This window comes from Agromyces sp. Soil535 (genome assembly GCF_001428255.1).
Lineage (GTDB): Bacteria > Actinomycetota > Actinomycetes > Actinomycetales > Microbacteriaceae > Agromyces.
In genome coordinates this window covers 181,741-204,679 of record NZ_LMRW01000026.1, presented here as the reverse complement: position 1 = coordinate 204,679, position 22,939 = coordinate 181,741, and the positions used below count along the sequence as shown (strand labels likewise).

The window sequence follows — 22,939 nt, the reverse complement described above, 5'->3', positions numbered from 1 at the left end:
CGCGAGACGCGCGGAGTTGTCGGTTGCGGGAAGCGAACCTTGTACCGAATTCGCCTTCCGTTTCCTGTTATAGCTCGTGTTTCTGTATGGCTCGCACGGAGCGGATCCAGACTCACAGGCCCGGCCCTACGACTGACCATTTGCGCGGGTGAATCCATTTCTGAGGAAGACCCCGGCATAGACTCCCCGAATATGGACGAGTCGGCCGCCCTCGACACGACCGCGGCGCGCGCCGTCGAGACGGCCGACCGCGATCGGGTGCTGTGGACGGACGCCGACCGCGAGTGGGCCAGCCGAGCGGCGGCGGCCATCGTGGGGGAGCGGGCGAGCGCCGCGGAGTTCCTCGGGCGGCGCGCGCAGCTCGTGCTCGAGCGCATCGGCACGCGCCAGCCCGCCGTGACGCGCACGGTGCGCGGCATCCGGTGGCGGCCGTGGGTGGGCGTCGTGACCGTGGTCGGCGCGTTCGTCTTCGGCGTGCTCATCGACCGCATCGGCGGCGGGACGAGCATCAACCTGCTCGCGCCGCCGGTGTTCGCGCTCGTCGTATGGAACCTGGTCGTGTACGTCTGGCTGCTCGTGCGGCCGCTGGTGCTCCGCGGTGGCGCGGCCGGTCCGCTGCGGGCGTCGCTGATCCGCATCGCGGCGGTGCGCGGCGGCGGCGAGAGCAGTCGAGCGGATGCCGCGACCGCCGCCCGCCGCACGGTGCTCGCCGCGCTGCCTCGCGAGTGGGCGCGCATCGCCGCGCCGCTGTACGGAGCGCGCGCCGCGCGCGTGCTGCACGTCGCGGCGGCGGCGACCGCGCTCGGCGTGATCGCCGGCCTGTACACGCGCGGGCTCGCGTTCGAGTACCGCGCGTCGTGGGAGAGCACGTTCCTCGGCGCCGAGCAGGTGCACGCGCTGCTGTCCGTGACGCTCGCGCCGGGCTCGTGGCTCACCGGCATCCCGGTGCCCGACGTGGCCGCGATCGAGGCGATCCGGGCGCCCGCGAGCGAGAACGCCGCGATGTGGATGCACCTCATGGCCGGCACGGTCGCCGTGGTCGTCATCATTCCGCGACTCGTGCTCGCCATCGTCACGGGGCTGGTCGAGCGGCGCCGCGCGAAGAACGTTCCGCCGCCGCTCGACGAGCCGTACTACCGCCGGCTCGTTGCGGGGTGGGTGGGTGAGCCGACGCGGGTGCGCGTCATCCCGTACAGCTACACGCTCACGCCCGAGGCGCGAGCGGGGCTCGAGGCGATCCTCGCGCGGGCGTACGGCAACGCGGCCGCGACCATCGATGCACCCGTCGGGTGGGGTGACGACGAGTGGTTGAGTCCGGCGACGGATGCCGCGGGCACGCCCGAGATCCGAATGCCGCTGTTCAGCCTCACGGCCACGCCCGAGGACGTCGCGCACGGGGCGTTCCTCGCGACGCTCGGCGCGGGCGGTCGCGCCGCGGCATCCGGACCGACCGTCGTGCTCGTCGACGAGTCCGCGTTCCTCGCGCGTTGGGACGACGACGCCGCGCGCCGCGAGGAGCGCCGCGCCGTGTGGCGCGAGCTGATCGAGGCGCACGGCGGCGTCGCGGTGTTCGTCGACCTCGCCGAGCCCGACCTGGCCGCCGCCGAGGCGCAGCTCGCCGACGCGGCATCTGCTCACAATGGCGACGCCAAGCCCGACGCGAGGCGGACATGAGCGACCACGCGGCATCCGCTCAGCCCGACCAAGGCCGGGGTCTCGATACGCCGGCTGCGCCGGCTACTCGACCGGCGGGCCTCGACGCCGGCGCCGTCTCGCTCTCGCTCATTTCGCACACCAACGCGGGCAAGACGACGCTCGCGCGCACGCTGCTCGGGCGCGACGTCGGCGAGGTGCGCGACGCCCCGCACGTCACCGCCGAGGCGACGCCATACCCGCTCGTGCAGACGGCCGACGGCGACCTGCTCACGCTGTGGGATACCCCGGGCTTCGGCGACAGCGTGCGACTCGCGCGCCGGCTGCGGCAGGACCGTAACCCCATCGGGTGGTTCCTGTCTCAGGTGTGGGACCGCTACCAGGACCGTGTGCTGTGGCTCAGCCAGCTCGCCGTGCGCAACGTCGCCGAGCAGGCCGACGTCGTGCTCTACCTCGTGAACGCGGCCGAGGCGCCCGCCGACGCCGGCTACCTCGCCTCCGAGCTCGAAGTGCTCGAGTGGATCGGCAAGCCCGTGCTCGTGCTGCTCAACCAGACCGGTCCGCCGCGCGAGCGGGCGGTGGAGGAGGCCGACGCCGCACGCTGGCGTGCCGCGCTCGGCGACTCCACCCCCGAGCGCGAGGTGCTCGCCTTCGACGCGTTCGCCCGCTGCTGGGTGCAGGAGTTCACGCTGTTCGGGGCGATCGAGCCACTGGTTCCGGATGCCTCGCGGTCGGCCTTCGCCCGGTTGGCCGCCGCCTGGCGTGAGCTGCGCATGGACGAGTTCCAAGCGGCGATGTCGGCGCTTGCCGGGCCGATCGCGCGGGCCGCCGCCGACCGCGTGACGGTGCCTCCGCCGGCGTCCGAATCGCTCGCGAAGCGGGTCGGCGGTTCCCTCGGCCTGCAGGGCCCGGCGCGAACGCAAGCCCGAACGGATGCCGAGGAACAGATGGCCGCTCGACTGCAGGCCGACCTGCGGCAGGGCCTGGAGCGGCTCATCGCGATCCACCGGCTTGAGGGGCGAGCGGCCGAAGAGGTGCTCGAGCGGGTGGCGGGCGACGTGCACATCGATGCGCCGCTCGACGGGACCCGCACCGCCGCGGTCTCCGGTGTCGTCTCGGGCGCACTCACGGGCCTCGGCGCCGACCTCATCGCCGGCGGCCTCACGTTCGGCGCCGGCATGGTGGCCGGCGCCATCATCGGCGCACTCGGCGGCGCGGGCGTCGCACAGGGCGTCAACGTCGTGCGCGGCCGGACCGAATCGAGCCTGCGCTGGGAGGAGGCGTTCCTCGACGGGCTCGTGACCTCCGCGCTGCTGCGCTACCTGGCCGTCGCGCACTACGGGCGCGGACGAGGCGCCTGGCGGCAGGGCGAGTACCCGCCGCACTGGCGACCGATGGTCGTCGACGCGGTGGTCGCCGAGCAGGATCGTCTCGCGGCGATCTGGGGTCGGCGTGGCGAGAGCGAGGAGGCCGTGCAGCGGTCGCTCGAAGACGTGCTCCGCAAGCTTGCGCTCGGACTCCTCGACGATCTCTACCCGGGCGCGCTGCACGCCGACCGAAGCGCGGTCACGACCACGAGCTGAGCGCGTCATCGGATGCCGCGGCATCCGACGCGCACGCTTTGTCTGCGGCATCCGTGGCACCCGGCGAGTCGGCCGCTCGGTGCTCTCGGGCGCTCGGTACTACCGGTGCAGGTGCGCCGACTCCCCGGTGGCGCCCTTGATGTCCTTCTCCGTGGTGTGCAGCAATCGCTCGGCGAGGTTGCGCAACGCGCGCGCCACCGCGAGCTCGTCGCCGATCTCGGGCACGCTCGGATCGAGTGGGTTGCGCTGTGCCTGGCCGACGCCAGTCACATCCTGACCCGCGGGCGTGCGCAGGCTGACGTGTGCCAGCGTGGTGTTCTCTTCTTCGTCGATGTCGACGGTGATGCTCCAGTGCTTCGTCGCATACATGGAACTCACCCACCCTCTCCGGTCTGATTCCAAGTTCAGCGTACCGACCTGCCGCACGTGCGGCGAGGGCTCAGGATGCGACGCCCACCGGGACGCAGAAATGATTCATCCGCGAGCCGAATGTTGCAGAGCCACCGCCTCGGTCTCCACTTCGGTGGGCCCCGATAACGTCGCGTCATCGCTCGTGCCGAGGCGGAGTGAACATGAGGATGTTGGTGGCCACCGCGCTCACACAGGGAGCGCATGCAGGCGACTACCACTGGTGCGTCGAAGGCGAACCGGTCTGGGTGCAGGAGCCGTGCGCGCCGATCGCCGCGATCCCGATGGGCCGTGCGGATGCGGGCACGCATTCGCCGGCCTGCATTCGCATCGAGCCACCACGACGGCAAGGGTCATTGAGAACCCGGGCTTCACCCGCGATGACCTGGTCCTCGTTTTCGAGGCGAGCCTGGGTGATGGGCTGGCCTGTCGAATGGGCGGCGGATGTCGCTGAGGAGATGCTCGAGCTCGCGAGCCGGTGGCCGGCCGGCACCGTGATCGACCGACGGGTCGATCAGTTCCGGGCGCGTCGCTCATGACGGCCCGTGATGACCTACTCCGCCACTCGGCCGCGATGCGGGCCGCCGCTGGGCTCCGCTCGCCACGCTCGCCGCGCTCGCCGCCGCTCGGCCTCGCTCGGCCGCCGCTCGAGCGGCTTCGCACGACTCGTCCTCCACAACCCCATGCAGAGTGGGATTATTCACAGGCTCATCAGGGCTTTCTATCCCGATTCAATGTCAGTGGGTGATGGCACGATGGCGGTATGGAAGCCCTCCGCGACGCGCTCGAGCAGGTCCGCTCGGTGTTGCTCGCCGCGTCGGAAGCGGCCGCTCCCGCGAGGTGCTCCGACGACGAGCTCCTGCACGCGATGCGTGATCTCGAGTCGCTCGGCCGCGTGGTCGACGCGCGACGCCTCGAGTATGCCGGCGAAGTCGCCGAACGGTCCCGCCGCGAGCTCGCGGGCGAGCGGCTGTCGGCGCGCATGGGGTGCCGGTCGCCCTCCGAACTCGTCGAGCGGGTCACGCAGGTGTCGGGCGCCGAGGCACGACGGCGCGTGGCCGTCGGAGCGGCGACCCGCGCTCGGGTCGGCTTCTCGGGCGAGGCTGTCGATGCGGAGTTTCCGATCGTCTCGACCTGGCTGAGGTCAGGCGAGCTCGGGGCGGATGCGGCATCCGTCATCGTTCGCGAGCTCGGCCGCGCGCGCATCGTGGCTGATCCCGCCGCGCTCGACGCCGCCGAGCGGTCGCTCGTCGCCGAAGCCGTCGGCGCAGGCGAGGGCGCGCCGCTGCGGTGCGCGGCCGACGAGCTTCGAATCCAGGCTCGGGCGTGGGCGGCGTACCTCGACCAGGACGGACCCGAACCCGACGACGAGCGGGCCATGCGTCGCCGCGGTTTCCGCATCGGTCGAGCACGCGACGGGCTCATCGCCGTCAGCGGCGAACTCATGCCCGAGGTGGCGGCCGGGCTCACCCGCCTCTTCGACGCATATCTCGCGCCCCGCGCGGGCGGTGGGTTCCTCACCGCCGAGGAGCGCGCCGACCTGGCCACCCAGGCCGAGACGCGAACGCCCGACCAACAGCGTCACGACGTGATCGCCGTGATCGTGGCCTCCGCGGCGCGCTCAGGGGAGCACCCCAAGATCGGCGGTGCCGCGCCCACCGTGCTGGTGAGCGTTAGGGCCAGCGATCTGGAGTCGGGCCATGGCGTCGCCCACGCCGACGGCGTCGCGATCCCCGTCTCGCTGCGAGCCGCACGACACATGATGTGCACGGGAGGGATCCAGACGGTCGTGGTCGACGATGCGGGAGCCATCCTGCAGCTCGGTTCCCCCGAGCGGTGCTTCACGGCGCACCAGCGTAGGGCGATCACCCTGCGCGACGGCGGATGCCTCATCCCCGGATGCACCGTTCCGGCGGCGTGGTGCGAGATCCACCACGTTATCCCCGACGAATCGGGTGGTCCCACCCACACCGACAACGGGGTGATGGTCTGCTGGTTCCACCACCGCACGATCGACACGTCGGGGTGGCAGATCCGGATGCTGCGGGGCGTGCCCCACATTCGCCCGCCCGCGTGGCTCGATCCCGGCGGTACGTGGGCGGTGGCCACGAAATCACCGACACGAATCGCCGACCGGCTGCGACGACGACGCGAGCGCGTCGGGGGCGAGCGACGCGCGGACGAGCAACACGCAGACGACGCATTCGACACACACGACGCGTTGGACACCCTCGATCCACGCGCGGTGCCGGAGAGCACCGACGCCCAGCCGGCCGCCTGAACATGACTGTGCGCGCCGCCGGCCGCCTGAACGTGGCAGTGCGCGTGCAGGCAACCATGCGCGTGCCCGCGGCCGTGGGCGATCACACGACGTGGTGGGTCGCCCGGTGCAGCGACGTCATCGCCGCACCGGGCCCGATCACCTTCGCCTTACGGCTGGTCGCCATCGCCGTCACCGTCGCCGTGGCGCGTCGGCGTGAGCACCACCTTGCCGCGGAGCTCGCCGGCCTCACCGAGGCGGTGCACCGTGGCGAGCGCCTCGAGCGGATAGTGCGCACTCACGTCGACTCGCAGCTCGCCGGCGTCGACGAGCTGCACCACATGCGCCAGCTGGGCGGCGTCGCTGCGGACGAAGAGGCTCACGGTGCGGAGGTCGGCGCCTGGCGGCACCACGCCGGGCGTCGTCGTGGAGACGAAGACGCCGCCGGGATTCACGAGCGAAACGAGCGCCTCGGTCTCCTCGGGCGTCGTCCGCACGAGGTTCAGGACGACGTCGACCGGCTCGGTCACGGCGTCGGCCACGGGCGTCGTCGTGTAGTCGATGACCTGCGAGGCGCCCTGCGCCGCGACCGCATCACGGCTTCGCGCGCTGGCTGTGGCGACCACCGTCGCGCCGGCCGCGGCGGCGAGCTGCACGGCGAGGCCGCCGACACCGCCGCCGGCGCCGTTCACGAGCACACGCTGCCCGGCGCGAACGTCTGCCTGCTCGACGATCGCCTGCCAGGCGGTGAGCGCGCTCGAGGCCAGCGCCGCGGCATCCGCCAGCGGAATGGACGTCGGCGCAGGGGCGATCAGCTCGGCGGGCACGGTCGCGTACTCCGCGGAGGCACCGGGCCCGGTCATCGGCAGGAACGCGACGACGTCTCGGCCGACCAGGTCGACAGGGACCCCCTCGCCGACGGCGATCACGGTGCCGCTGACGTCGATGCCCGGCACGTGCGGCAGGTCGACGGGGAACACCTCCGCCAGGTAGCCGGCACGCATGGTGGCGTCGACCTGGTTGAAGGTCGTGCCGGCGACCCGAACGAGCGCCTCGCCTGGCCCCGCCTCGGGTCGTGGGAGCTCGACGGTCTCGAGTACGGCCGGCTGGCCGTAGTCGGTGAACTGGATGGCGCGCATGGTAGTGCGTCCTTTCGTGGTCGGAGTCAGGGTCGTGGTCGTGTTCGTGGGGGTGGTGTCTGAGACGGTCATGTCGGATAACTCCTTCGAATTCGAACTAGCTGTGACGGTCGACAACGCGCGCCTCGCCGGATCTATTTCCAATTCGAACCAAAGCGGTGACATAGGATTCGGGCATGCCGGACGCCACCGTTCCGCCGAGCCTGCCCCCGGAGTTCGGCGTGTACTTCGCGCTGCTCGAGGTGAGTGCCCTCGTGCAGCACGGCGTGGAGGGTCAGCTGCGGCGCGACGGAGGGCTCAGCTTCGTGCAGTTCCAGATCCTCGCGATCCTCGGCGAAAACCCGTCATCGCCGTGCAGCATGACCGACCTCGCCGACCGGCTGGTGCACAGCAAGAGCGGCCTGACCTACCAGGTCGACCGGCTCGAGCAGGCGGGGCTCGTCGCACGGGTGCCGTCGAAGCAGGATGAGCGCGGCGTGAACGTGACGCTCTCGCCGAAGGGTGCGTCCGTGCTCGAGCGCGTCCTTCCCGGCCACGTCGAAGTGGTGCGCGACGTGCTCGTCGATGCGCTCGATGGCGCCGACCGTGACCAGCTCACGCGTCTGCTCGGCCGTGTCGTGCAGCACATGCGGTCACGTCCGCCGCGCTCCGCTCGCCGGTCTTCTCAAGGGTCTCGAACCGGACGCACGGGCCCAGGCGGCGACTGACCGGCCGGGCCGGGTCTGATGGCACGCCGAGCTCGGTCCGCAAGCCCGGTGCGGCGGGGCATCCGGCGAACTGGCCTGAGCGCATCGAGCGAGGAGGACGACCATGAGCGCCACCACGGACCGCGATGACCGCGACGTGCCCGATGGTCGTTGCGCTTGACGCCGTCACAATTGCGTGGTCTGCTCGGTCGTAGCTCATGACAGGTCCGGTCGAGTCGTGAGATAAGAGCGGGAGCACTGGGTTTCAGGCGGCCTCCCCCTCCTCCGAGAGGTAGCGCCAAGCAGACCACGGCTGGTCCCACCCGCCGCCGGATGCTGTCGTCACTCGAGGCGATGTGCAGGAACGTCTGCGGGCTCGACGTGGGTTGACGCCCGTCCGCCACAGCGCAACTGTTGTGGCATCCGATCGCAGTCCGGTTCCTTCCACCGAGCGAGGAGGAAGCAATGGTGGCACGCATCGACATCGACGGGGTCAGCACCTGGACCGAGACCCGCGGAAGCGGTGAGCACACCGTCGTGCTCCTTCACGGGGGCCTCGGCAACAGCGACGACCTCCTCGACTCGATCGGCTCAGAGCTGGCGGGGAGCTTCCGCCTCATCGCCTTCGACCGTCGCGGCCACGGCTACACCGCCGATACCGATGCGCCGTTCCACTACGACGACATGGCTACGCACGCCATCAAGGTGATCGAGCAACTCGACGCTGCATCGAAGGTTCACCTCGTGGGATGGAGCGATGGCGGCATCGTCGCGATGCTCGTCGCGCTTCGTCGGCCCGACATCGTCGACCGGCTCGTGCTCATCGGGGCCAACTTCCACTTCGAGGGGGTCCATGAGCTCGATCTGGGCGAAGACTCAGCGCCCTCGATCCTGCTCGAGGGCTATGCGAAGCGCTCACCCGACGGTGCGGGCCACTTTCCCGTCGTGGCGGAGAAGTTCATGGCAATGGTCACCACCGAGCCGACACTGACCAGCGACGACCTCGCTCGAATCGAGCATCCGACGCTGGTGCTTGTGGGCGACGACGACGTCGTTCGCCTGGACCACGCGGTCGCGCTCTATGAGGCTCTACCGGCCGGTCGGCTCTGCGTCGTTCCCGGCGCCTCACATGCTGTCGTGCTCGAGCGTCCGCAGTTCGTGGCCGGGATCATCACGGACTTCCTCCTCGGCCCTGAGCCACCCGAGACCATCCTGCCGATCCGGCGTGCCCGGTAGACGCGCGACGCCTGCACACAGCTCAGCAGTCGAGCGGATGCCGCTGAGCGCGCGCATGCCCGGCAGGGCCGCGCCGTGGCATCCGCTCGCTTCGCAACCCCGGTGCGGCGGGGCACCCGGGGAACTACCCTGAACACATCGGTGAGGAGGACGACCATGAGCGACACCACGGGGCGCGGCGACCGGGACCTACGTGACGACCGGGACTTCGCCGACAGCGCGAACGAGCAGGCACGGCTGCGCGCCGAGCACGACCGCGAGTTGGGCGTCGATCCGTTCTTCGAGGGGGCGAACATCACCGAGAGCGACGGCCCCGACCTCGAGGCCGGCGATGACCTCGACACCGGGGGCGGGCACCGCACCCCGCGCGACTGAAGCTGACGCCTACTCGCGTGGAATGCCCCCATCCGGGATCTCATCGGCACGGATCTCTCCGCTGGCCGGATCCACCTTGAGTCTCGCGGGCCTCAGCCATTCGGCACGATTGAATGGCCGCACCAGCAACTCCTCGCTCACGCCCGGCAGGCCGGAATCGCGCAGTTGCCGTTCGAAGAGGTCCGTGTCCACATCCTCCGCTCCTTCGAGGAGGACAAGGGTGTCAACGCTTCGGACAAGCCCATCGGTGGTGTAGCGCGCCCAGCTCACCTCACGCAGTGGGTCGAGGATCCGCGGAGCGATGTCGGCGAACACTGCTCCCACAGCTGCGATGAACCCCCTCTGGCAAGCCACCCAGAAGGTAAGCCCGTTCGTGTTTGTACGGATCTGTGCATCCCTGGCCCAAGTATGGCCAGGACCGCTGCCGGGTGGCGCGAGAACCCACGTCTCACCGTACGTCGGCCGCCGATCCGGCATGGATGGAAACGCGCTGATGCTGGTATGCGCCACGACGTCGGTCTTGCGGAACCGCACAGTCAGCGAAGCCCACCCTGTCTGATCGTCGACGTCGTGAGCCCAGAGCGTTGGAGTGTAGATCGGTCCTGGCATTCAAACCGCCCCCCTTGGCGAAAAACCCCTCTGCTGACGCTACACCTCAGGGCCGCTGGTTGACAGGTGGCCCCCAGCCGTCTCGCCGCACCGAGCGAACCCGCTGGAAGATTTGACGTTCCCTTGATCGTTCGTTGGCGTGCCGCTGAATCGCGCTCGGCGAATGTGGATGTCACCGGAACCCCCGGCCCGACACAAGGAGACATCCCATGAACATCAAGAAGGCCCTCGCCACCGCCACCATCGCCCTCGCGGCGTTCACCCTCGTCGGCTGCACGGCCGTCGCGGCGACCGACACGGCGAGCACCGAGTCATCCACCAGCAGCACAGAGACGACCGAGAGCAGCACGACCGAGACGTCGAGCGAGGACACCTCGGCAGCCCCCGCGGGCGGCCCCGGCGGAGAGGCCGGCGCGGACACCGTCGCAACGTCGACCGCCGATCTCGACGCGCTGATCGAGACCGCCCTCGGCGACGCGTCGCTCGGCATCCACCGCGGCCACCAGCCCATCGAGAGCGTGCTCGACGAGGTGCTCGGCATCACCCACGCCGAGCTGCACGCGCGCATGGACGCCGGACAGAACCTGGCCGCCGTGGCGACCGACCTGGGCATCGACCCGCAGACGCTCATCGACGCCCTCGTCGCCGACTTCGCACCGGTGATCGAGCAGGCGCAGGCAGACGGGATCATCACCGACGACCAGGCCGCCGACTACATGGCCCAGCTCGAGGAGGCGTTCACCGAACGCGTCAACTACGAGGGCTGAGCTCCCCGACCGACTCGGAGACCATCATGACTCGCCTCGCCCGAGCCGGCCGACGGGCCGCGACCGCACTCGCTGCGGTCGCGGTCGCGGCCCTGCTCGCCATGGTTCCCACCGCCGCGTACGCGCACTCCGTCGACAGCACCGCCGTGACGCTGACCGTCGGGTCGGACAGCGTCGACGGCACCATCCAGATCCCGCTCGTCGCCCTCGACGCGGCGCTCGGCACCGACTACGCCGATGACACGTCAGCGGTCGCCGCCGACGCAGACGAACTCGTCGCCTACCTCGCCGAACACCTCACCGTGACCGGCGCCGACGGCACCGAGTGGACCGAGGCGTTCGGCGAGGTGACCGTCACGACCATCGAGGATGTCGCGGTGCTCTCCATCGACGTGTCGCTCGACGCCGGCGCCGCCGACCCCGGCGACTTCACCTTCAGCTACGACGGCGTGATCGCCGACGGCGTGACGCACGAGGTGACCGTCGTCGTCACGGATGCCGATGGCTCGATCGGCCTCGCCGGCGTCATCACCGAGACGGATGGCACGGTGACGGTCGGTGAGGTCGCGGATGCCGCGGCGGCGACCGATCCCGGCGTGGTCGACATGATCTGGAGCGGCTTCCACCACGTCATGGAGGGAGCCGACCACCTGCTGTTCCTGTTCGCGCTCCTGCTCCCGGCGCCGTTGCTGGCGCTCGCGGGGAGGTGGCGGGAGGGCCGACGGGTGCGTGACAGCGTGTGGGCCGTCGTGCGGGTCGCGACCGCGTTCACCGTGGGGCACTCGATCACCCTCATCGCCGCCGCCATGGGGTGGGTGGACGTGCCCAGCCAGACGGTCGAGATCCTCATCGCGGCCTCGGTGGGCGTGGCGGCGATCCACGCCATCCGGCCGCTCGTCCGACGTGGCGAGGTGATCATCGCCGGTGCGTTCGGACTCATCCACGGTCTCGCGTTCGCCGGCATCCTGGCGGACCTCGGGTTCGAAGGCCAGGCGTCGTGGCCGGTGCTGCTGGCGTTCAACGTCGGCATCGAGCTGGCGCAGCTGACCGCCATCGCGCTCGTCTTCCCGTCGCTGCTCGTGCTGTCGCGCACCCGCTGGTACACGCCGGTGCGGTTGGCGGCCGCCGGGATCGCGCTCGTGGCCGCCGGCGCGTGGGCGCTGGATCGCCTCGAGGTGATCGCGAACCCGCTCGCGGGCGTGGAGGAGGCGGTGGTCGCCTCGTCCTGGGCCGTGCCGATCGGCTTCGCGGTCATCGCGGCGGCGGCGGTGCTTCACGGGCGGGTTCGGTCGCGCGGCGTGCGGGCGTCCGCCTCGGATGCCGCCGCGGCATCCGGCTCGGAGGGCACTGCGCCCGCCGAGCCCGAGGCCGAGCCCCAGTCCCGGGCCGTCGCGGATGTCGCGACATGAGCGCCGTCGTGCTGCAGCGCGTGCCCGGCTACCCTGAGGCCATGCCGCGAATCCTGCTCGTCGAGGACGACCCGGCCATCCGGGCGGCGCTCACCCGCGGGCTGACCGACCAGGGCGCCACCGTGACGGCCGTGGACACCGCGGTGGGCGCCATGAAGGCGCTGGCGGTCGAGCAGCCGGAGGCCGTCATGCTCGACCTCGGCCTGCCCGACCTCGACGGGGCGAACGTACTCGTTATGCTCCGGGCGACGAGCGACGTCCCGGTCGTCATCGCCACCGCTCGGGACGACGACGCCGAGATCGTGCGCCTACTCGACGCCGGCGCCGACGACTACCTGGTCAAGCCGTTCTCAGCGGCGCAGGCCATGGCCCGGATCCGCGCCGTCCTGCGTCGGGCCGGCGCGTCCGGCGAGGAATCGGACGACCGTCGGATCGTCGTCGGCGAGCTCGTCATCGATCCGCCGGCTCGCACGGCGCGGCTCGCCGGCGCGGAACTGGCCCTCAACCGCAAGGAGTTCGACCTGCTGCTCGCGCTCGCAGTCCGCGCCGGGCAGGTTGTCAGCAAACGGGAGCTGCTGAGCGAGGTGTGGCAGATGCCGTGGGGCGGCGCGGATCGGACCGTGGACGTGCACCTGTCGTGGCTGCGTCGCAAGCTCGGCGAGACCGCCGCCGAGCCGCGCTACCTGCACAGTGTTCGCGGCGTCGGCGTGAAGCTCGTCGATCCGGCGGGCGGCGGCGCGTGACCCTCAGCCTTCGCACCCGGATCGTCGCACTCGGCGTGGGTTCCGCCGTCGCCGTGCTGGTGCTGCTCGCCATCCCGGTCGGCCTGATCGTCGCGCAGGACGCGCGAGAGGACGCCGAGCGCGAGGCGCAGTTCGCCGCGCAGACCGTCGTCGACGCCGTCGACGCGGGTTCCGACGACGCTGACAGCCTCACGGCCGTGCTCGATCAGACGGACGAGCGCTTCCCCGGCGTCGCGGTGACGGTCGCGTTGCCCGACGGCGGCACGGTCGGCGCGGCCGGAGTGCAGTGCGAGGCGGATGCCGCGGCCGTGCCGGGCGCCGGAGACGAGCCGCTGGGCGAGGGACCGACCGGTGACGGTGCGCCCGCGGTCGCCCCGATCGACGGCGGCCGACGCATCGCCATCAGCACCGAGACGGATGCGGGCACCGTCACCGTGTGCGCGGACATCAGCACGTCGACGTGGGTGAACGCGGTCGTCGACCGGATGGGCGCACTCGCACTCGCAGCCGTCGCCGTGCTCATCGTCGTCGCGGCCGTCGCCCTGCTGATCGCGAGGCGGCTCAGCCGGCACCTCGCCGCCGCCGCGGTGACGGCTGATCGGCTTGCCCACGGTGATCTCGACGCCCGCGTGCCCGACGACGGCCCCCCGGAGGTTCGGCGCGTCGGCGATGCGCTCAACCGACTCGCCGGGCGGATCGAGGACCTGCTGCAGTTCGAACGCGAGACCGCCGCCGATCTCTCGCATCGGCTCCGCACGCCGCTGACCGCCGTGCGGCTCGACGTCGAAGCCCTGCCGCCGTCGCCCGCCAAGGACGAGCTCGAGGAGCACGTCGCCCAGTTGGAGCGCACGCTCACCGCGGTCATCCGCGCCGCCCGCCGTCCGCAACGCGAGGGTGCGCTGCCCTCGTGCGACGCCGCCGTCGTCGCGCGGGACCGATTCGACTACTGGTCGGCACTCATGGAGGACCAGGGCCGCGAGACCTCCATCGTCATCGAGTCGGAGGATGGCACCGCGGTGCGATGCGCCGCCGAGGACCTCGCGGCGGCCCTCGACGCGCTGCTCGAGAACGCCGTCGCGCACACCGCAGAGCGCACGGCGGTCTCGGTCGTCGTCGCCGACCTGCCCGAGGGTCGCCTCGCGGTGGATGTGCGTGACCGCGGCCCGGGTGTGCCTCTGGAGGCGCTCCAACGCGGACGCAGCGACCGCGGCTCGACGGGTCTCGGCCTCGACATCGCGCGTGGATGCGCGGAGGCCAGCGGAGGACGGCTGGAACTGCTCGAGATCGACGGGTGGTCGACGGTTCGAATGGTCCTCGGCAGGTGAGCGCGGAACCGCACCTGTTGTTGATGTCGTCATCGACTCGGGGGGCCGAGCTGCGGCATCCGCTCGGTGCTCGATGAACACGCGACCGCAGAGCGCCTCGGATCGAGCAGGCCTGATACCTCGGGCGGCTGACGGACGCCGCCGTCAGGCCCCCACCGCCACCGCCGCCAGCAGCAACCCGCCCGCACACGCCCATACCCTGAGCCGCTCCCCGCGACGCCACACCTTCTCGCCGGTGAGCAACGCCGCCACGACGGTGGTCGCCGCGAGCGGATGACCCGCGAGCGCAAGGACGGCCATCGCTGGGCCGCAGGCGAAGAGGCACGCCCCGCCGTTTCGGAATCCGAATGCCGCAGCCGACCGGTACGCGGACGCGCCGCGCAGGCGGATCGGCGTCGTCCGGCAGCAGCGCGCGAGCGCGCGCCGCTTGATCGGCGTGAGCTCCCACAGCGCGGCGGCGACGATCGCGGCGACGAGCGCAGCGCGGGTGGGCGGGCCGGACGCGGCGTCCACCGCGACGATGAGGGCGCCGAGCGCCATCCACATGGTCAGGTAGGTGAGCGTGAAGGTCGCGACCATCCAACCCCGGCGCGCCGGCCGGCTCACCTCGGCGACGTATCTCGCCGCCGGCAGCACGGTCGGGAGCATCATCCCGGCCGCCATGAGCGCCCACATCGCGAGCGCCACGAGCACGCTCGCGGACGATGGCGAAGCGCCGGCCGAGGCGATGGCCGGGATGGCGTCGGCGCCCGTCGGGGCGAGGGGGCTCTCAAGCCCTGGCGGCGGATGGCGGTGTCCGCCGCCCGTGGCCGGCCCCTCGCCCCACGGGGTCGCCGCTCCCGTCGCGACCGAGATCGCGATCCACCCCGCCCATGCCGCCGCCGCGACGGCGAGCAATGTCACCTCCTCGCGTCTACGCGCGGTCAGCCATACGACGAACGCGCCCACGCCGGCGGCTCGGCGCGGCCGAGCCGACCGGCCGCGCTGAAGCGCGCGGCCCAGGACCGCGCCCCGCACGAGGTCACGCGCCGCCGTCGCGTGGATCGCCGACATGGCTCAACCCGCGAAGATGTCGATGCTGCCGATCGAGAGCTCCGGATCGGGCGACCGCTCGCTCGCCTCGCCGCCGAGTCGGAGGGTCACGCGGGCCACCGACGGGTTCCACGTTCCGTTCGCGATGAGGTCCTCGACGATGTCGGTGATCTCGAACGTGAACGACAGGCCGTGCTCGCTGTCCGGCTCGTCGGCCCGCTCTGCGCCGAACGTCGGGAGTGTCGCGACGAAGCGGGCGGCGTCGGGATCTTCGCCGTCGGGATCGAGGTACAGCTCGTACATGCGGTCGGAGTTCCGCGTCACCGACAGGTGCTCGACGCGGATGAAGTAGCGTGTCGGTGGCTCGGGCGCGCGGGCGTCCGCGTCCTCGGCCAGGTCGCCCGGGGGCGGAGGCGGCGGGACTTCGAGCCGGAACTCGAGCGTCGGCGATTCGCCCCCGGTGAGCCGCAGGGTCCGGTCCAGTGCGCCGATCCGCTCGATGCGGCGGGGCTGCGGTTCGGGAAGCGGCTCGGCCTGCGGGCGCCGCTCGGGGCGGCCCGCACCATCCGCCTCGCCTGCGCCTGCCCCTGCCTCAGCGTCACCGACGCCCCCGCCGATGAGCGGCGCCGGAGGTTCGACCGGCGGCACCGGCCCACCCACCGGCCCCGGCGCGAACACACCCATGAGCGCATCCACCCACTCCGGCTGCAGCACCCCGAGGACGAACACCGGCGCCGGCTTCGACAGGTCGTCGTACTCGTACCCGCGGAGCCCGGTGTCGACGACATCCGACGGATGCCACGGGTCGATATCGCCGTCGAGCTCGAGGAACGGGAACGGCTCGTCGAGGTACGCGTTCCTGGTCTCGTCGCGCCCGACTCCCTGGGTCACGCGCCACACCTCCCACAGGCGGTCGACGTTGGCATGGTGCAGCCAGAACACCGGATCGCGACCCGCCACGGCCGGGTTCAGCATCTGACCGCCGACGGCGTTGTGCACGGAGTTGTGCGGAGAGCGCTCGAGCTGGCCCGTCCCGCCCGCGGCGACGTGGGTCGCGAGCGTGCGCTCGCCGCCGAACGTCACGTTCACCTGGCTGTCGAACGGTCCACTGAACGGCAGGTTCCGGTCGAGCCATCCGGCCGTGTCGAGCGAGGTCGGCGGAATGAGCGTGTCGACGAGCGTGCGCGCCGGGTCGTGCAGGTGGTTGGGTGTGCCGTCCGGGCGCTGCGGTGCGCGGAACGGATGCGGCAGGAACGCGGTGGCCGGCCGGTGGTAGTTCCAGTACGGCAGCGCCCACGTCGCCTTCGTGTCGTCGTCGACCTCGTCCAGGCCGGCGATGACGTCGAGGAGGACGCGCTCGAAGTGCGCGAGGTAGATGCGGTGCCAGGGCAGGAAGTACCAGGTCCCGTGCTGGCAGTTCGCGAGCAACGGGTCGCCGGTCGCGAAGGGTGTGCCGTGCAGGGCGGCCTGGTAATCCCACCGCGACGGTGCCGTGCGATTCGGGTTGCGCAGTGCGGCGACCGCGCGCTCGTAGGCGTCGACGATCGGATGCCACGGGCTGTCCGCCGTCGGCTGCAGCGCCCAGATGTCATGCCGGACGCGCACGGCGGCGGGCGCTGGCGCCTCCGCTGCGGCCGCGATCGCGTCGAGACGCTGGACCGTGAGGGGCCCGACGTCGGGGATCGGATCGACGACGCCGAGTTCCTCGACCTTGAACTGCACCACTCCGGCGGCGGTCTCGCCGCCGTACTCCGAGTCGGCGCCGTGCACTGGCAGCAGGTCCGGTCGCCAGAACAGCAGCGCGGCCTGCACCTTGCCGACGGCAGGGTCGAACCGGTTCTGCGTCTGCGAGATGCGGTCCGGTGCGCCGTCGGCGATCCGCTCGAGCAGGTCGTCGCTGGCGAAGAGTCGCGATGAAAGCACGATGGTTCCCCATTTCCTCGTGCGGAGGCGACCCGCGGCGCCCCTCACGTCGCGGCGCTCCGATCGGACGCAGGATACTGCGCGGCGGGGCGTCCCGTCCCGGGGCCAGCACTGAGATCCGGGCTCTCGGCGCGGACGCGAAGGCAGCCGGTGCGGAGGGAGCCCGCGGACGAGATCGGCCGTGCGCCATCCGGGCCAGCCCGGATGCGGCCCCGTCCGCCGGGGCGCAGAATGCCCCTGACCCCAATGGGAATGGCCGGCCGCCGCGCGCGGCGCCTGCACGTGCACGCACGACCGCCATGCGGAACGGAAGCGAGCAGATCATGGGACTCATCGACGGCAAGGAACCGGCACCGGTCGACGCACCGGAGGTGCAGCCGCGCGTCGTGGTGAAGGTGCGCGACGAGGCTCGGCGGGAGCGGGCGGAGCGGGAACGGCCGCCCGAGCGCCGCGCCGGGGCACCGGAGGAGGACGTCGGCCGTGACATGGTCGACGCGTTCGCCTACCTGGGCGACGTGATCACGGACTACCAGCGGCGGATCGCCGGCGAAGCGCACCTCGAGTCGCTCGTCCCCGAGCGCGACCGCATCGGTCGGGGACGCCGCGCGCGGTTCGACGGGTATGCGGTGATCACGGTGCCCGACGCGGCATCCGCAGAGCAACTCGCGAAGGAGCTCGGCGCCCGTGACGACATCGAGACCGCCTACGTGGAGGGCGGGCCCACCCCGCCGCCGGTGAATCCCGACGACGATCCGCGAAGCGCCAGCCAGGGCTACCTCGACGCGGCCCCCGAGGGCATCGACGCGCGGTGGGCGTGGGGTGCCACCGACGGCTCGACGATCGGGTTCGTTGACCTCGAGCAGGGCTGGACGCTCACGCACGAGGACCTCGTCGGCGCGGGCATCACGATCATCTCGGGCGTGAGCCAGGCCTACCACGGCCACGGCACGGCGGTCCTCGGCGAGGTGGCCGCGGTCGACAACACCCGCGGTGGCGTGGGCATCGCACCTGCCGCGTCGACGCGCGTCGTGTCGCAATTCCGCACGTCGACGACGTACAGCACGGCCGGCGCGATCATCTCGGCGGCCGACGCGATGTCGCCCGGCGACGTGCTGCTGCTCGAAGCGCAGACCACGGTGGGCGGGTCGTCGTACCTGCCCGTAGAGGTCGAACCGGCCGTGTTCGACGCGATCCGCGACGCGGTCGACGCCGGGATCGTGGTGGTCGAAGCGGGCGGCAACGGCGGCAACGACCTCGACGACTGGACGGACGCCGACGGCAAGCACGTGCTGCGCGTCGACGACGTCGACTACCGCGATTCGGGTGCCATCATGGTCGGCGCCGCGACATCCGCTGCACCGCACTCCCGGCTGGGGTTCTCGAACCACGGCAGCCGCATCGACTGCTACGGGTGGGGGCAGAACATCGACACGACGGGCGACGGATGGACGGGCACCACCACCACGGCGTACACGACCTCGTTCGGCGGCACGTCGGGTGCGACCCCCATCGTCACGGGGGCAGCGGTGCTGCTGCAGAGCTGGCGCCGTGCGCACGCCGGGAACGTCATGGATCCGTGGACGGTGCGCTCGTGGCTGCGCTCGGGCGTCAACACGCCGAGCGCCGACCCCGGCGTGGACCGGATCGGCGTCATGCCGAACCTGAAGGCGATCTTCGAGAGGATCGAGCGCGACGACGGTTTCCGCCGAATCGAGGACCGGTTCTTGGCTTGGGTCTACATCCTGTTCGGCCTCATCGATGACTCCCCCGGGGTCATCTGGGTGCCCGGGAAGGGTCCCGTGCCCGTCGACCCCGACTGGCGCCGCATCGGCCTCCGCGGCCGACGCGACCTGGTCGCGGCGATCGCCCGTGAGGCGCGCAGTTTCGACGGCCGCCTCACGGCGAAGCAGCTCGACAGGATCGCGGAGGTCGCCCTGAAGAAGTTCGCGAAGTAGGGCAGGCGTCGGGCACCGCACGAGAGGCCTTGAAGGCGCTCTTGCCGGCTCGCCGGTCATGGAGGCTCGCCGGTCAGGGAGCTGGAGCCGCCAAGAGATGGGTGGCTTCCGCTGTGCCCTGCGTGGCCCTACGGGGGTAACCTCCGGTCATGGGACGATCGGTCGTCGCGGCGCTGAACCAGATCATCGTGGACCTGGCGGATGCCGGCACAGGCACCGAGCCGCTCGCGGTATCCGCTGGCGGAGGCCTCGGGACCGCGCTGCTGCCCCTCATCGCGCTCGCCGGCTCCCTGACCGCCGCGGTTGCCGTCGGCTCCCTGATCGTCGCGTGGTTGCGGAAACCCGAGGAGGGCATCACGTACGCGTCGACCGATCCGAAGACGGCGGGGCTGCTTCCCGTCGCGTTCGTGTCGGGAATCGCGTCGACGCGGTGGCTGCCGGCGACCGTGATGCAGCTCGCCGGCGACGGCGTCATCGCGATCCACGATCGGCGCGGCGTCGGCGACGGTGAAGAGGGCCGTGCTCGTGACATCCGCCTCGTCGTCGCCACCGACAACCCGCTGGCCGTCGGCGCGATCGCCGAGTCGGGTGACACCGAGGACGGCACCGTGCGAGCGTTGCTCGCGCCCGGGCTATCCGGTGGTTCGAACACGCCCTTGCGTGGTTCGAGCGTCGACGTCGACCGCGTCGTCAAGCAGAACGAACTCCTCGTCGCGGTGACGCGCAACGGGTTCCGTGAGGCGGCGGAGTGGTACCGCGAGCCGCGCCCGGTCGGCCGATTCCGGGCCGCCTCGGTCGGAGGTGTGCTCGGGGTCGTCCTGGGATTCGTCACCCTCGGGCTCGGCGATGACGCCGGGAACTCGATCGCGTGGAGCGCTATCGGCATCGGCGCTGCGGCGCTCGGGCTGCGCATGCTCCTGCCTCGCTGGATCCCGTTGAACGCGGCAGGGTTGCAGCTCCGTGAGCGGGCGATCCGCTTTCGGGAGGACCTTGCGAGCGCGGATGTCGCGAGCTCGGGTGTCGCGAGCTCGGATGTTGCGAGCTCGGGTGTCGCGGGCTCGGGTGTCAGGAGCTCGGCCGCCGGCGAGCAGCTGCTGCCGTGGGCGGTGCTGCTCGACGAGGCATCCGTCATCAAGCGCGTCGCCGAGGTCGCCGAGCGCTCGGGCGTCGTGCCTGCCTGGTATCGCTCGGTCGCTCCGTTCTCGGCGGATCGCCTCGTCTCGTGCATCGCCATCGTCGCGGCCGAGTTGTCGCAGCCCATCCGCGTCGGCGGCAGGGCACTGCAGCGGGGCGACGAGTCGCGATTCGGCGTGCCGCTGGTCGGTGACACCAAGGGGTGGGGCGGCGGGTATCTTGCGGGGGACGGCGGGGGCGGCGGCTTCTTCGGCGGCGGTGCGGGCGGTGGCGACGTTGGCGGTGGGGGCGGTGACTTCGGCGACGGGGGCGGCGGCTTCGGTGGGTTCGGCGACGGGGGCGGTTTCGGCGGCGGTGACGGCGGTGGATTCTGAGTGCGTGCACGCCGGCGGCATCGGTCGCGTGGCCGCGCCAGCACCTCGATGAGCCCGTCCGGCCATGCCGGGCCGTGCGGGTGAACGGATGCCGAGCGGCATCCGCTCACCCCTCGCCTGACTCAGCCCTTTGCGTTCACCGGCTCCAGCTTCTTCACCGCCTTCTCCACCAGCTTCGTTGCTTCCTTCACGTCGGCTTGCGTCGCCCGCGATCCGGCGAGCACGACGTCGCCGATCGCGGCCGCCGCGTCGAGCGTGGCGAGCGAGGCATCCGCGTACTTCGAGCGGTCGGTGGAGGCGGCTGAGGCGAGTGCTGTCGACAAGGCCGAGGTATCGACCGGCGGCGCGTCTGACGCGGCGACGAGTCGCACGTCGTCGACCACGCCCCACGCGCCCGCCGTGAGTGCGAAGTCGGCACGCAGCTCGACGATGCCGTCGGCGCCGACGACCACGCCAGGCACGGCGGCCGTGTGGAACTCGTTCCAGGCCGTGAACTCGAGTGGCGCGCTCCACGAGCCCGCCGACGTCGTAGCAGAGAGCACGCGCGAGTCGCCGGCGGGGGAGCCGGTTCCCTGCGTCGTGCCCTGCAGCGTGTATTTACCCGCTGGCACGCCGGTCAGTGTCTGCGACACCGACGTCGTGTACGCCAGCCCGCTCCAGAACGTCACAGCGAAGTCGCCGTCGGAGCCATCGGCGGTCTGCGTGCGGGCCGCCGGGCCGGTCAGCGTCCACGTGCTCATGTCGGCCGATTCGAACGAACCGTTCTGCACGAGGTTCTCCGCCAGCACCGTCACCGACGCCTCAACGGAGAGCCCGGTCGAGGTCTGGCCCGGGATCGAGTACTCGCCCGGCCCGCGGATCCAATCGACCGCACTCGACCAGATGACCGACGGATGCTCCGTGGTCCCGTCGTTGTAGGTGACCGTGATGGACGCGGGCAGCGACACCGGCGAGCCATCCGTCACCGACAGCTCGACCTGCTCGACCGATACGACCTCGCGCGGAGCGACCGCGCCCGTGACCACGTACGCGAACGTGCGCAGCGACTCGAGCGGTGTGCCGTCCCAGGCGAACAGTGACTGGTTGTCCCACGCCGATCCGCCGAACCACTCGCCGACGTGCACTGGGTCGTACGAGGCGGCGGCACTCGTGGCCCAGCCCGAACCGTCGCGCTCCCAGAGCACGCGGTTCGCCTCGACCTCCGAAGGCGGACCGACCGGCAGCCACGCAGGCTCCCAGTAGAAGACGCCGATGCCGGCGTGGCCGACGGCGGCGACCGCGGCGATCACGTCGCGCAACTGCGTCGCCTGGCCCTGCACGCTCACGGGGTAGTCGTCGGTGATGGTGCCCGAGCCGATCACGTTCGGGTGCCCGTCGCCGTCTTCGAGCGTGTGCGCCCACGACGTCTCGGCAACCATGACCTGCTTGCCGTAGGTCGTCGCGATGTCGGTGAGCACCGCCGTCAGGTTGTCCGTCGTGCCGTGCCAGTACGGATAGTACGAGCTCGCGAACACGTCGTAGTCGACGCCGAACTGGGCGAGACCCGCGGCATACGTCGCGTACCGGCCCGCCGTCTCGGGGTTGGTGAAGTGCACCGCCACGAGCGCGTCGGGCAGTACCTCGCGCACTGCCGCACTGCCCGCCGAGACGAGCGCCGCGAACTGGGCGTCGATCTCGCGGCCCGCACGCGTGTGACCGGCGATGCCGTTGTTCGTCTCGTTGCCGATCTGCACCATGCTCACGGCGACACCCGCGTCCTCGAACGACTGCAGCGACGAAGCCGTGAATTCGTGCAGCGCGGTAACCGTCTCTGCCGGCGTCAGCCCCGCCCACGCCTTCGGCACGAGTTGGCGGGCCGGGTCGGCCCAGAAGTCCGAGTAGTGGAAGTCCACGAGCACGCTGAGCCCGGCCGCAGTCGCCCGCTGCCCGATCTCGACCGCGCGCGCGACATCCACGTTGCCTCCGCCGTAGCCGTGGCCGGATGCGTCGAACGGGTCGTTCCACACACGTACCCGCACCGTGTTCACGCCGTCGGCGGCGAGCACGTCGAACAGGTCGGCGGGCGCGCCGGTGGCGTCGCGGAAGACCACGCCGCTCTCCTCGAGCGACAGCACGGTCGAGACATCCACGCCGTTCACGAAGTCGGGCGAGAGCCCCTCGACCTTCTCGACGAAGATGCCCGCGTCGACCGGGCCGTCACCCGGTTCGGATGCCGCGGCCGCCGACGCGCCCGCGGGCACCGCGACCAGGGTTGCGAGGGCCGCCGCCAGCGCGACGACGCCCCTTCTTCCTCTGCTGTGCTTGTGCACGATCCGTGCTCCCTCTCGA

19 protein-coding genes are annotated in these 22,939 nt (G+C 71.5%); 13 read left to right on the top strand and 6 right to left on the bottom strand.

Translation table 11 applies throughout. From position 1 onward, the window contains the following. The first annotated feature begins 192 nt into the window (after positions 1-192). Together ASG80_RS19445 and ASG80_RS19440 are read left to right on the top strand one after the other, a co-directional pair. The gene (locus ASG80_RS19445; RefSeq protein WP_056733802.1) at positions 193-1,674 is read left to right on the top strand and encodes a DUF2868 domain-containing protein; all 1,482 of its coding nucleotides are present in this window, start codon (positions 193-195) and stop codon (positions 1,672-1,674) included. Then, a complete protein-coding gene (locus tag ASG80_RS19440) occupies positions 1,671-3,236 on the top strand; it encodes a DUF3482 domain-containing protein (protein WP_082590709.1) in 1,566 nt (521 codons plus the stop codon). The genes ASG80_RS19445 and ASG80_RS19440 overlap by 4 nt, the downstream gene beginning before the upstream one ends. 99 nt (positions 3,237-3,335) lie before the next feature. Here ASG80_RS19440 and ASG80_RS19435 read toward each other — a convergent pair whose 3' ends face one another. Further along, entirely contained in the window at positions 3,336-3,605 is a 270-nt protein-coding gene (locus ASG80_RS19435; RefSeq protein ID WP_056733799.1) for a DUF1876 domain-containing protein, read from the bottom strand. Between the two features lie 452 nt (positions 3,606-4,057). Here ASG80_RS19435 and ASG80_RS24765 point away from each other — a divergent pair, with 452 nt between their 5' ends. Together ASG80_RS24765 and ASG80_RS19425 are read left to right on the top strand one after the other, a co-directional pair. Continuing rightward, positions 4,058-4,183, top strand: coding sequence for a hypothetical protein (locus ASG80_RS24765; protein ID WP_255355614.1), 126 nt, complete (start codon positions 4,058-4,060; stop codon positions 4,181-4,183). Positions 4,184-4,407: 224 nt separating this feature from the next. Continuing rightward, positions 4,408-5,925 (top strand): HNH endonuclease signature motif containing protein, encoded by a 1,518-nt coding sequence (locus tag ASG80_RS19425; protein WP_056733796.1) that lies wholly within the window; start codon positions 4,408-4,410, stop codon positions 5,923-5,925. A 149-nt stretch (positions 5,926-6,074) separates the two neighbouring features. Here the strand turns inward: ASG80_RS19425 and ASG80_RS19420 are convergent, their stop codons facing one another. Next, on the bottom strand, positions 6,075-7,115 hold the full coding sequence (locus tag ASG80_RS19420; protein WP_235508410.1) for an NADP-dependent oxidoreductase: 1,041 nt from the start codon (positions 7,113-7,115) through the stop codon (positions 6,075-6,077). Positions 7,116-7,219: 104 nt separating this feature from the next. Between ASG80_RS19420 and ASG80_RS19415 the strand changes: the two genes are divergently transcribed. The 3 genes from ASG80_RS19415 (at position 7,220) to ASG80_RS19405 (ending at position 9,340) form a co-directional block, all read left to right on the top strand. Next, positions 7,220-7,750, top strand: coding sequence for a MarR family winged helix-turn-helix transcriptional regulator (locus tag ASG80_RS19415; RefSeq protein WP_056733794.1), 531 nt, complete (start codon positions 7,220-7,222; stop codon positions 7,748-7,750). Between the two features lie 444 nt (positions 7,751-8,194). Next, positions 8,195-8,965: an alpha/beta fold hydrolase gene (locus tag ASG80_RS19410; RefSeq protein WP_056733791.1), complete on the top strand. Its 771-nt coding sequence runs from the start codon at positions 8,195-8,197 to the stop codon at positions 8,963-8,965. 156 nt (positions 8,966-9,121) lie between these two features. Next, positions 9,122-9,340, top strand: a complete 219-nt coding sequence (locus ASG80_RS19405; RefSeq protein WP_056733787.1) for a hypothetical protein — start codon at positions 9,122-9,124, stop codon at positions 9,338-9,340. Between the two features lie 9 nt (positions 9,341-9,349). On the opposite strand, the gene ASG80_RS19400 is transcribed toward ASG80_RS19405, so the two are convergent. Beyond that, positions 9,350-9,655, bottom strand: a complete 306-nt coding sequence (locus ASG80_RS19400; protein ID WP_056733785.1) for a hypothetical protein — start codon at positions 9,653-9,655, stop codon at positions 9,350-9,352. Positions 9,656-10,158: 503 nt separating this feature from the next. Here ASG80_RS19400 and ASG80_RS23760 point away from each other — a divergent pair. Genes ASG80_RS23760 through ASG80_RS19380 form a run of 4 tightly spaced genes read left to right on the top strand, consistent with a single transcriptional unit; the run spans position 10,159 to position 14,193 of the window. After that, positions 10,159-10,716: a hypothetical protein gene (locus tag ASG80_RS23760; RefSeq protein WP_056733783.1), complete on the top strand. Its 558-nt coding sequence runs from the start codon at positions 10,159-10,161 to the stop codon at positions 10,714-10,716. 26 nt (positions 10,717-10,742) lie between these two features. Next, a complete protein-coding gene (locus tag ASG80_RS19390) occupies positions 10,743-12,125 on the top strand; it encodes a HupE/UreJ family protein (protein ID WP_056733780.1) in 1,383 nt (460 codons plus the stop codon). Next, positions 12,122-12,868 carry a response regulator transcription factor gene (locus ASG80_RS19385; protein ID WP_235508409.1) on the top strand — a complete coding sequence of 249 codons (747 nt, stop codon included), beginning with the start codon at positions 12,122-12,124 and terminating at the stop codon, positions 12,866-12,868. Before ASG80_RS19390 ends, ASG80_RS19385 begins: the two co-directional genes overlap by 4 nt. Next, positions 12,865-14,193, top strand: a complete 1,329-nt coding sequence (locus ASG80_RS19380) for a HAMP domain-containing sensor histidine kinase (RefSeq protein WP_056733778.1) — start codon at positions 12,865-12,867, stop codon at positions 14,191-14,193. The genes ASG80_RS19385 and ASG80_RS19380 overlap by 4 nt, the downstream gene beginning before the upstream one ends. Positions 14,194-14,337: 144 nt before the next feature. Here the strand turns inward: ASG80_RS19380 and ASG80_RS19375 are convergent, their stop codons facing one another. Both ASG80_RS19375 and ASG80_RS19370 read right to left on the bottom strand, forming a co-directional pair. Then, a complete protein-coding gene (locus tag ASG80_RS19375) occupies positions 14,338-15,246 on the bottom strand; it encodes a DUF2182 domain-containing protein (protein WP_056733775.1) in 909 nt (302 codons plus the stop codon). 3 nt (positions 15,247-15,249) lie between these two features. Continuing rightward, positions 15,250-17,148, bottom strand: a complete 1,899-nt coding sequence (locus ASG80_RS19370; RefSeq protein ID WP_056733773.1) for a tyrosinase family protein — start codon at positions 17,146-17,148, stop codon at positions 15,250-15,252. 323 nt (positions 17,149-17,471) lie between these two features. Here ASG80_RS19370 and ASG80_RS19365 point away from each other — a divergent pair, with 323 nt between their 5' ends. Both ASG80_RS19365 and ASG80_RS24230 read left to right on the top strand, forming a co-directional pair. Further along, complete coding sequence (locus tag ASG80_RS19365) at positions 17,472-19,103, top strand: S8 family peptidase (protein WP_082590743.1); 1,632 nt, start codon at positions 17,472-17,474, stop codon at positions 19,101-19,103. Between the two features lie 149 nt (positions 19,104-19,252). After that, on the top strand, positions 19,253-20,611 hold the full coding sequence (locus tag ASG80_RS24230) for a hypothetical protein (protein ID WP_056733770.1): 1,359 nt from the start codon (positions 19,253-19,255) through the stop codon (positions 20,609-20,611). A gap of 122 nt (positions 20,612-20,733) precedes the next feature. On the opposite strand, the gene ASG80_RS19355 is transcribed toward ASG80_RS24230, so the two are convergent. After that, a complete protein-coding gene (locus tag ASG80_RS19355; RefSeq protein WP_235508408.1) occupies positions 20,734-22,920 on the bottom strand; it encodes a glycosyl hydrolase 53 family protein in 2,187 nt (728 codons plus the stop codon). Positions 22,921-22,939 lie beyond the last annotated feature (19 nt).

Bases quoted from the DNA above. Each gene is read 5' to 3' on its own strand.
- ASG80_RS19375 (WP_056733775.1), bottom strand. From the start codon at position 15,246: ATGTCGGCGATCCACGCGACGGCGGCGCGTGACCTCGTGCGGGGCGCG.
- ASG80_RS19410 (WP_056733791.1), top strand. From the start codon at position 8,195: ATGGTGGCACGCATCGACATCGACGGGGTCAGCACCTGGACCGAGACC.
- ASG80_RS23760 (WP_056733783.1), top strand. From the start codon at position 10,159: ATGAACATCAAGAAGGCCCTCGCCACCGCCACCATCGCCCTCGCGGCG.
- ASG80_RS19415 (WP_056733794.1), top strand. From the start codon at position 7,220: ATGCCGGACGCCACCGTTCCGCCGAGCCTGCCCCCGGAGTTCGGCGTG.
- ASG80_RS19435 (WP_056733799.1), bottom strand. From the start codon at position 3,605: ATGTATGCGACGAAGCACTGGAGCATCACCGTCGACATCGACGAAGAA.
- ASG80_RS19365 (WP_082590743.1), top strand. From the start codon at position 17,472: ATGGGACTCATCGACGGCAAGGAACCGGCACCGGTCGACGCACCGGAG.
- ASG80_RS19425 (WP_056733796.1), top strand. From the start codon at position 4,408: ATGGAAGCCCTCCGCGACGCGCTCGAGCAGGTCCGCTCGGTGTTGCTC.
- ASG80_RS24230 (WP_056733770.1), top strand. From the start codon at position 19,253: ATGGGACGATCGGTCGTCGCGGCGCTGAACCAGATCATCGTGGACCTG.
- ASG80_RS19420 (WP_235508410.1), bottom strand. From the start codon at position 7,115: ATGACCGTCTCAGACACCACCCCCACGAACACGACCACGACCCTGACT.
- ASG80_RS19390 (WP_056733780.1), top strand. From the start codon at position 10,743: ATGACTCGCCTCGCCCGAGCCGGCCGACGGGCCGCGACCGCACTCGCT.
- ASG80_RS19445 (WP_056733802.1), top strand. From the start codon at position 193: ATGGACGAGTCGGCCGCCCTCGACACGACCGCGGCGCGCGCCGTCGAG.
- ASG80_RS19385 (WP_235508409.1), top strand. From the start codon at position 12,122: ATGAGCGCCGTCGTGCTGCAGCGCGTGCCCGGCTACCCTGAGGCCATG.
- ASG80_RS19405 (WP_056733787.1), top strand. From the start codon at position 9,122: ATGAGCGACACCACGGGGCGCGGCGACCGGGACCTACGTGACGACCGG.
- ASG80_RS19440 (WP_082590709.1), top strand. From the start codon at position 1,671: ATGAGCGACCACGCGGCATCCGCTCAGCCCGACCAAGGCCGGGGTCTC.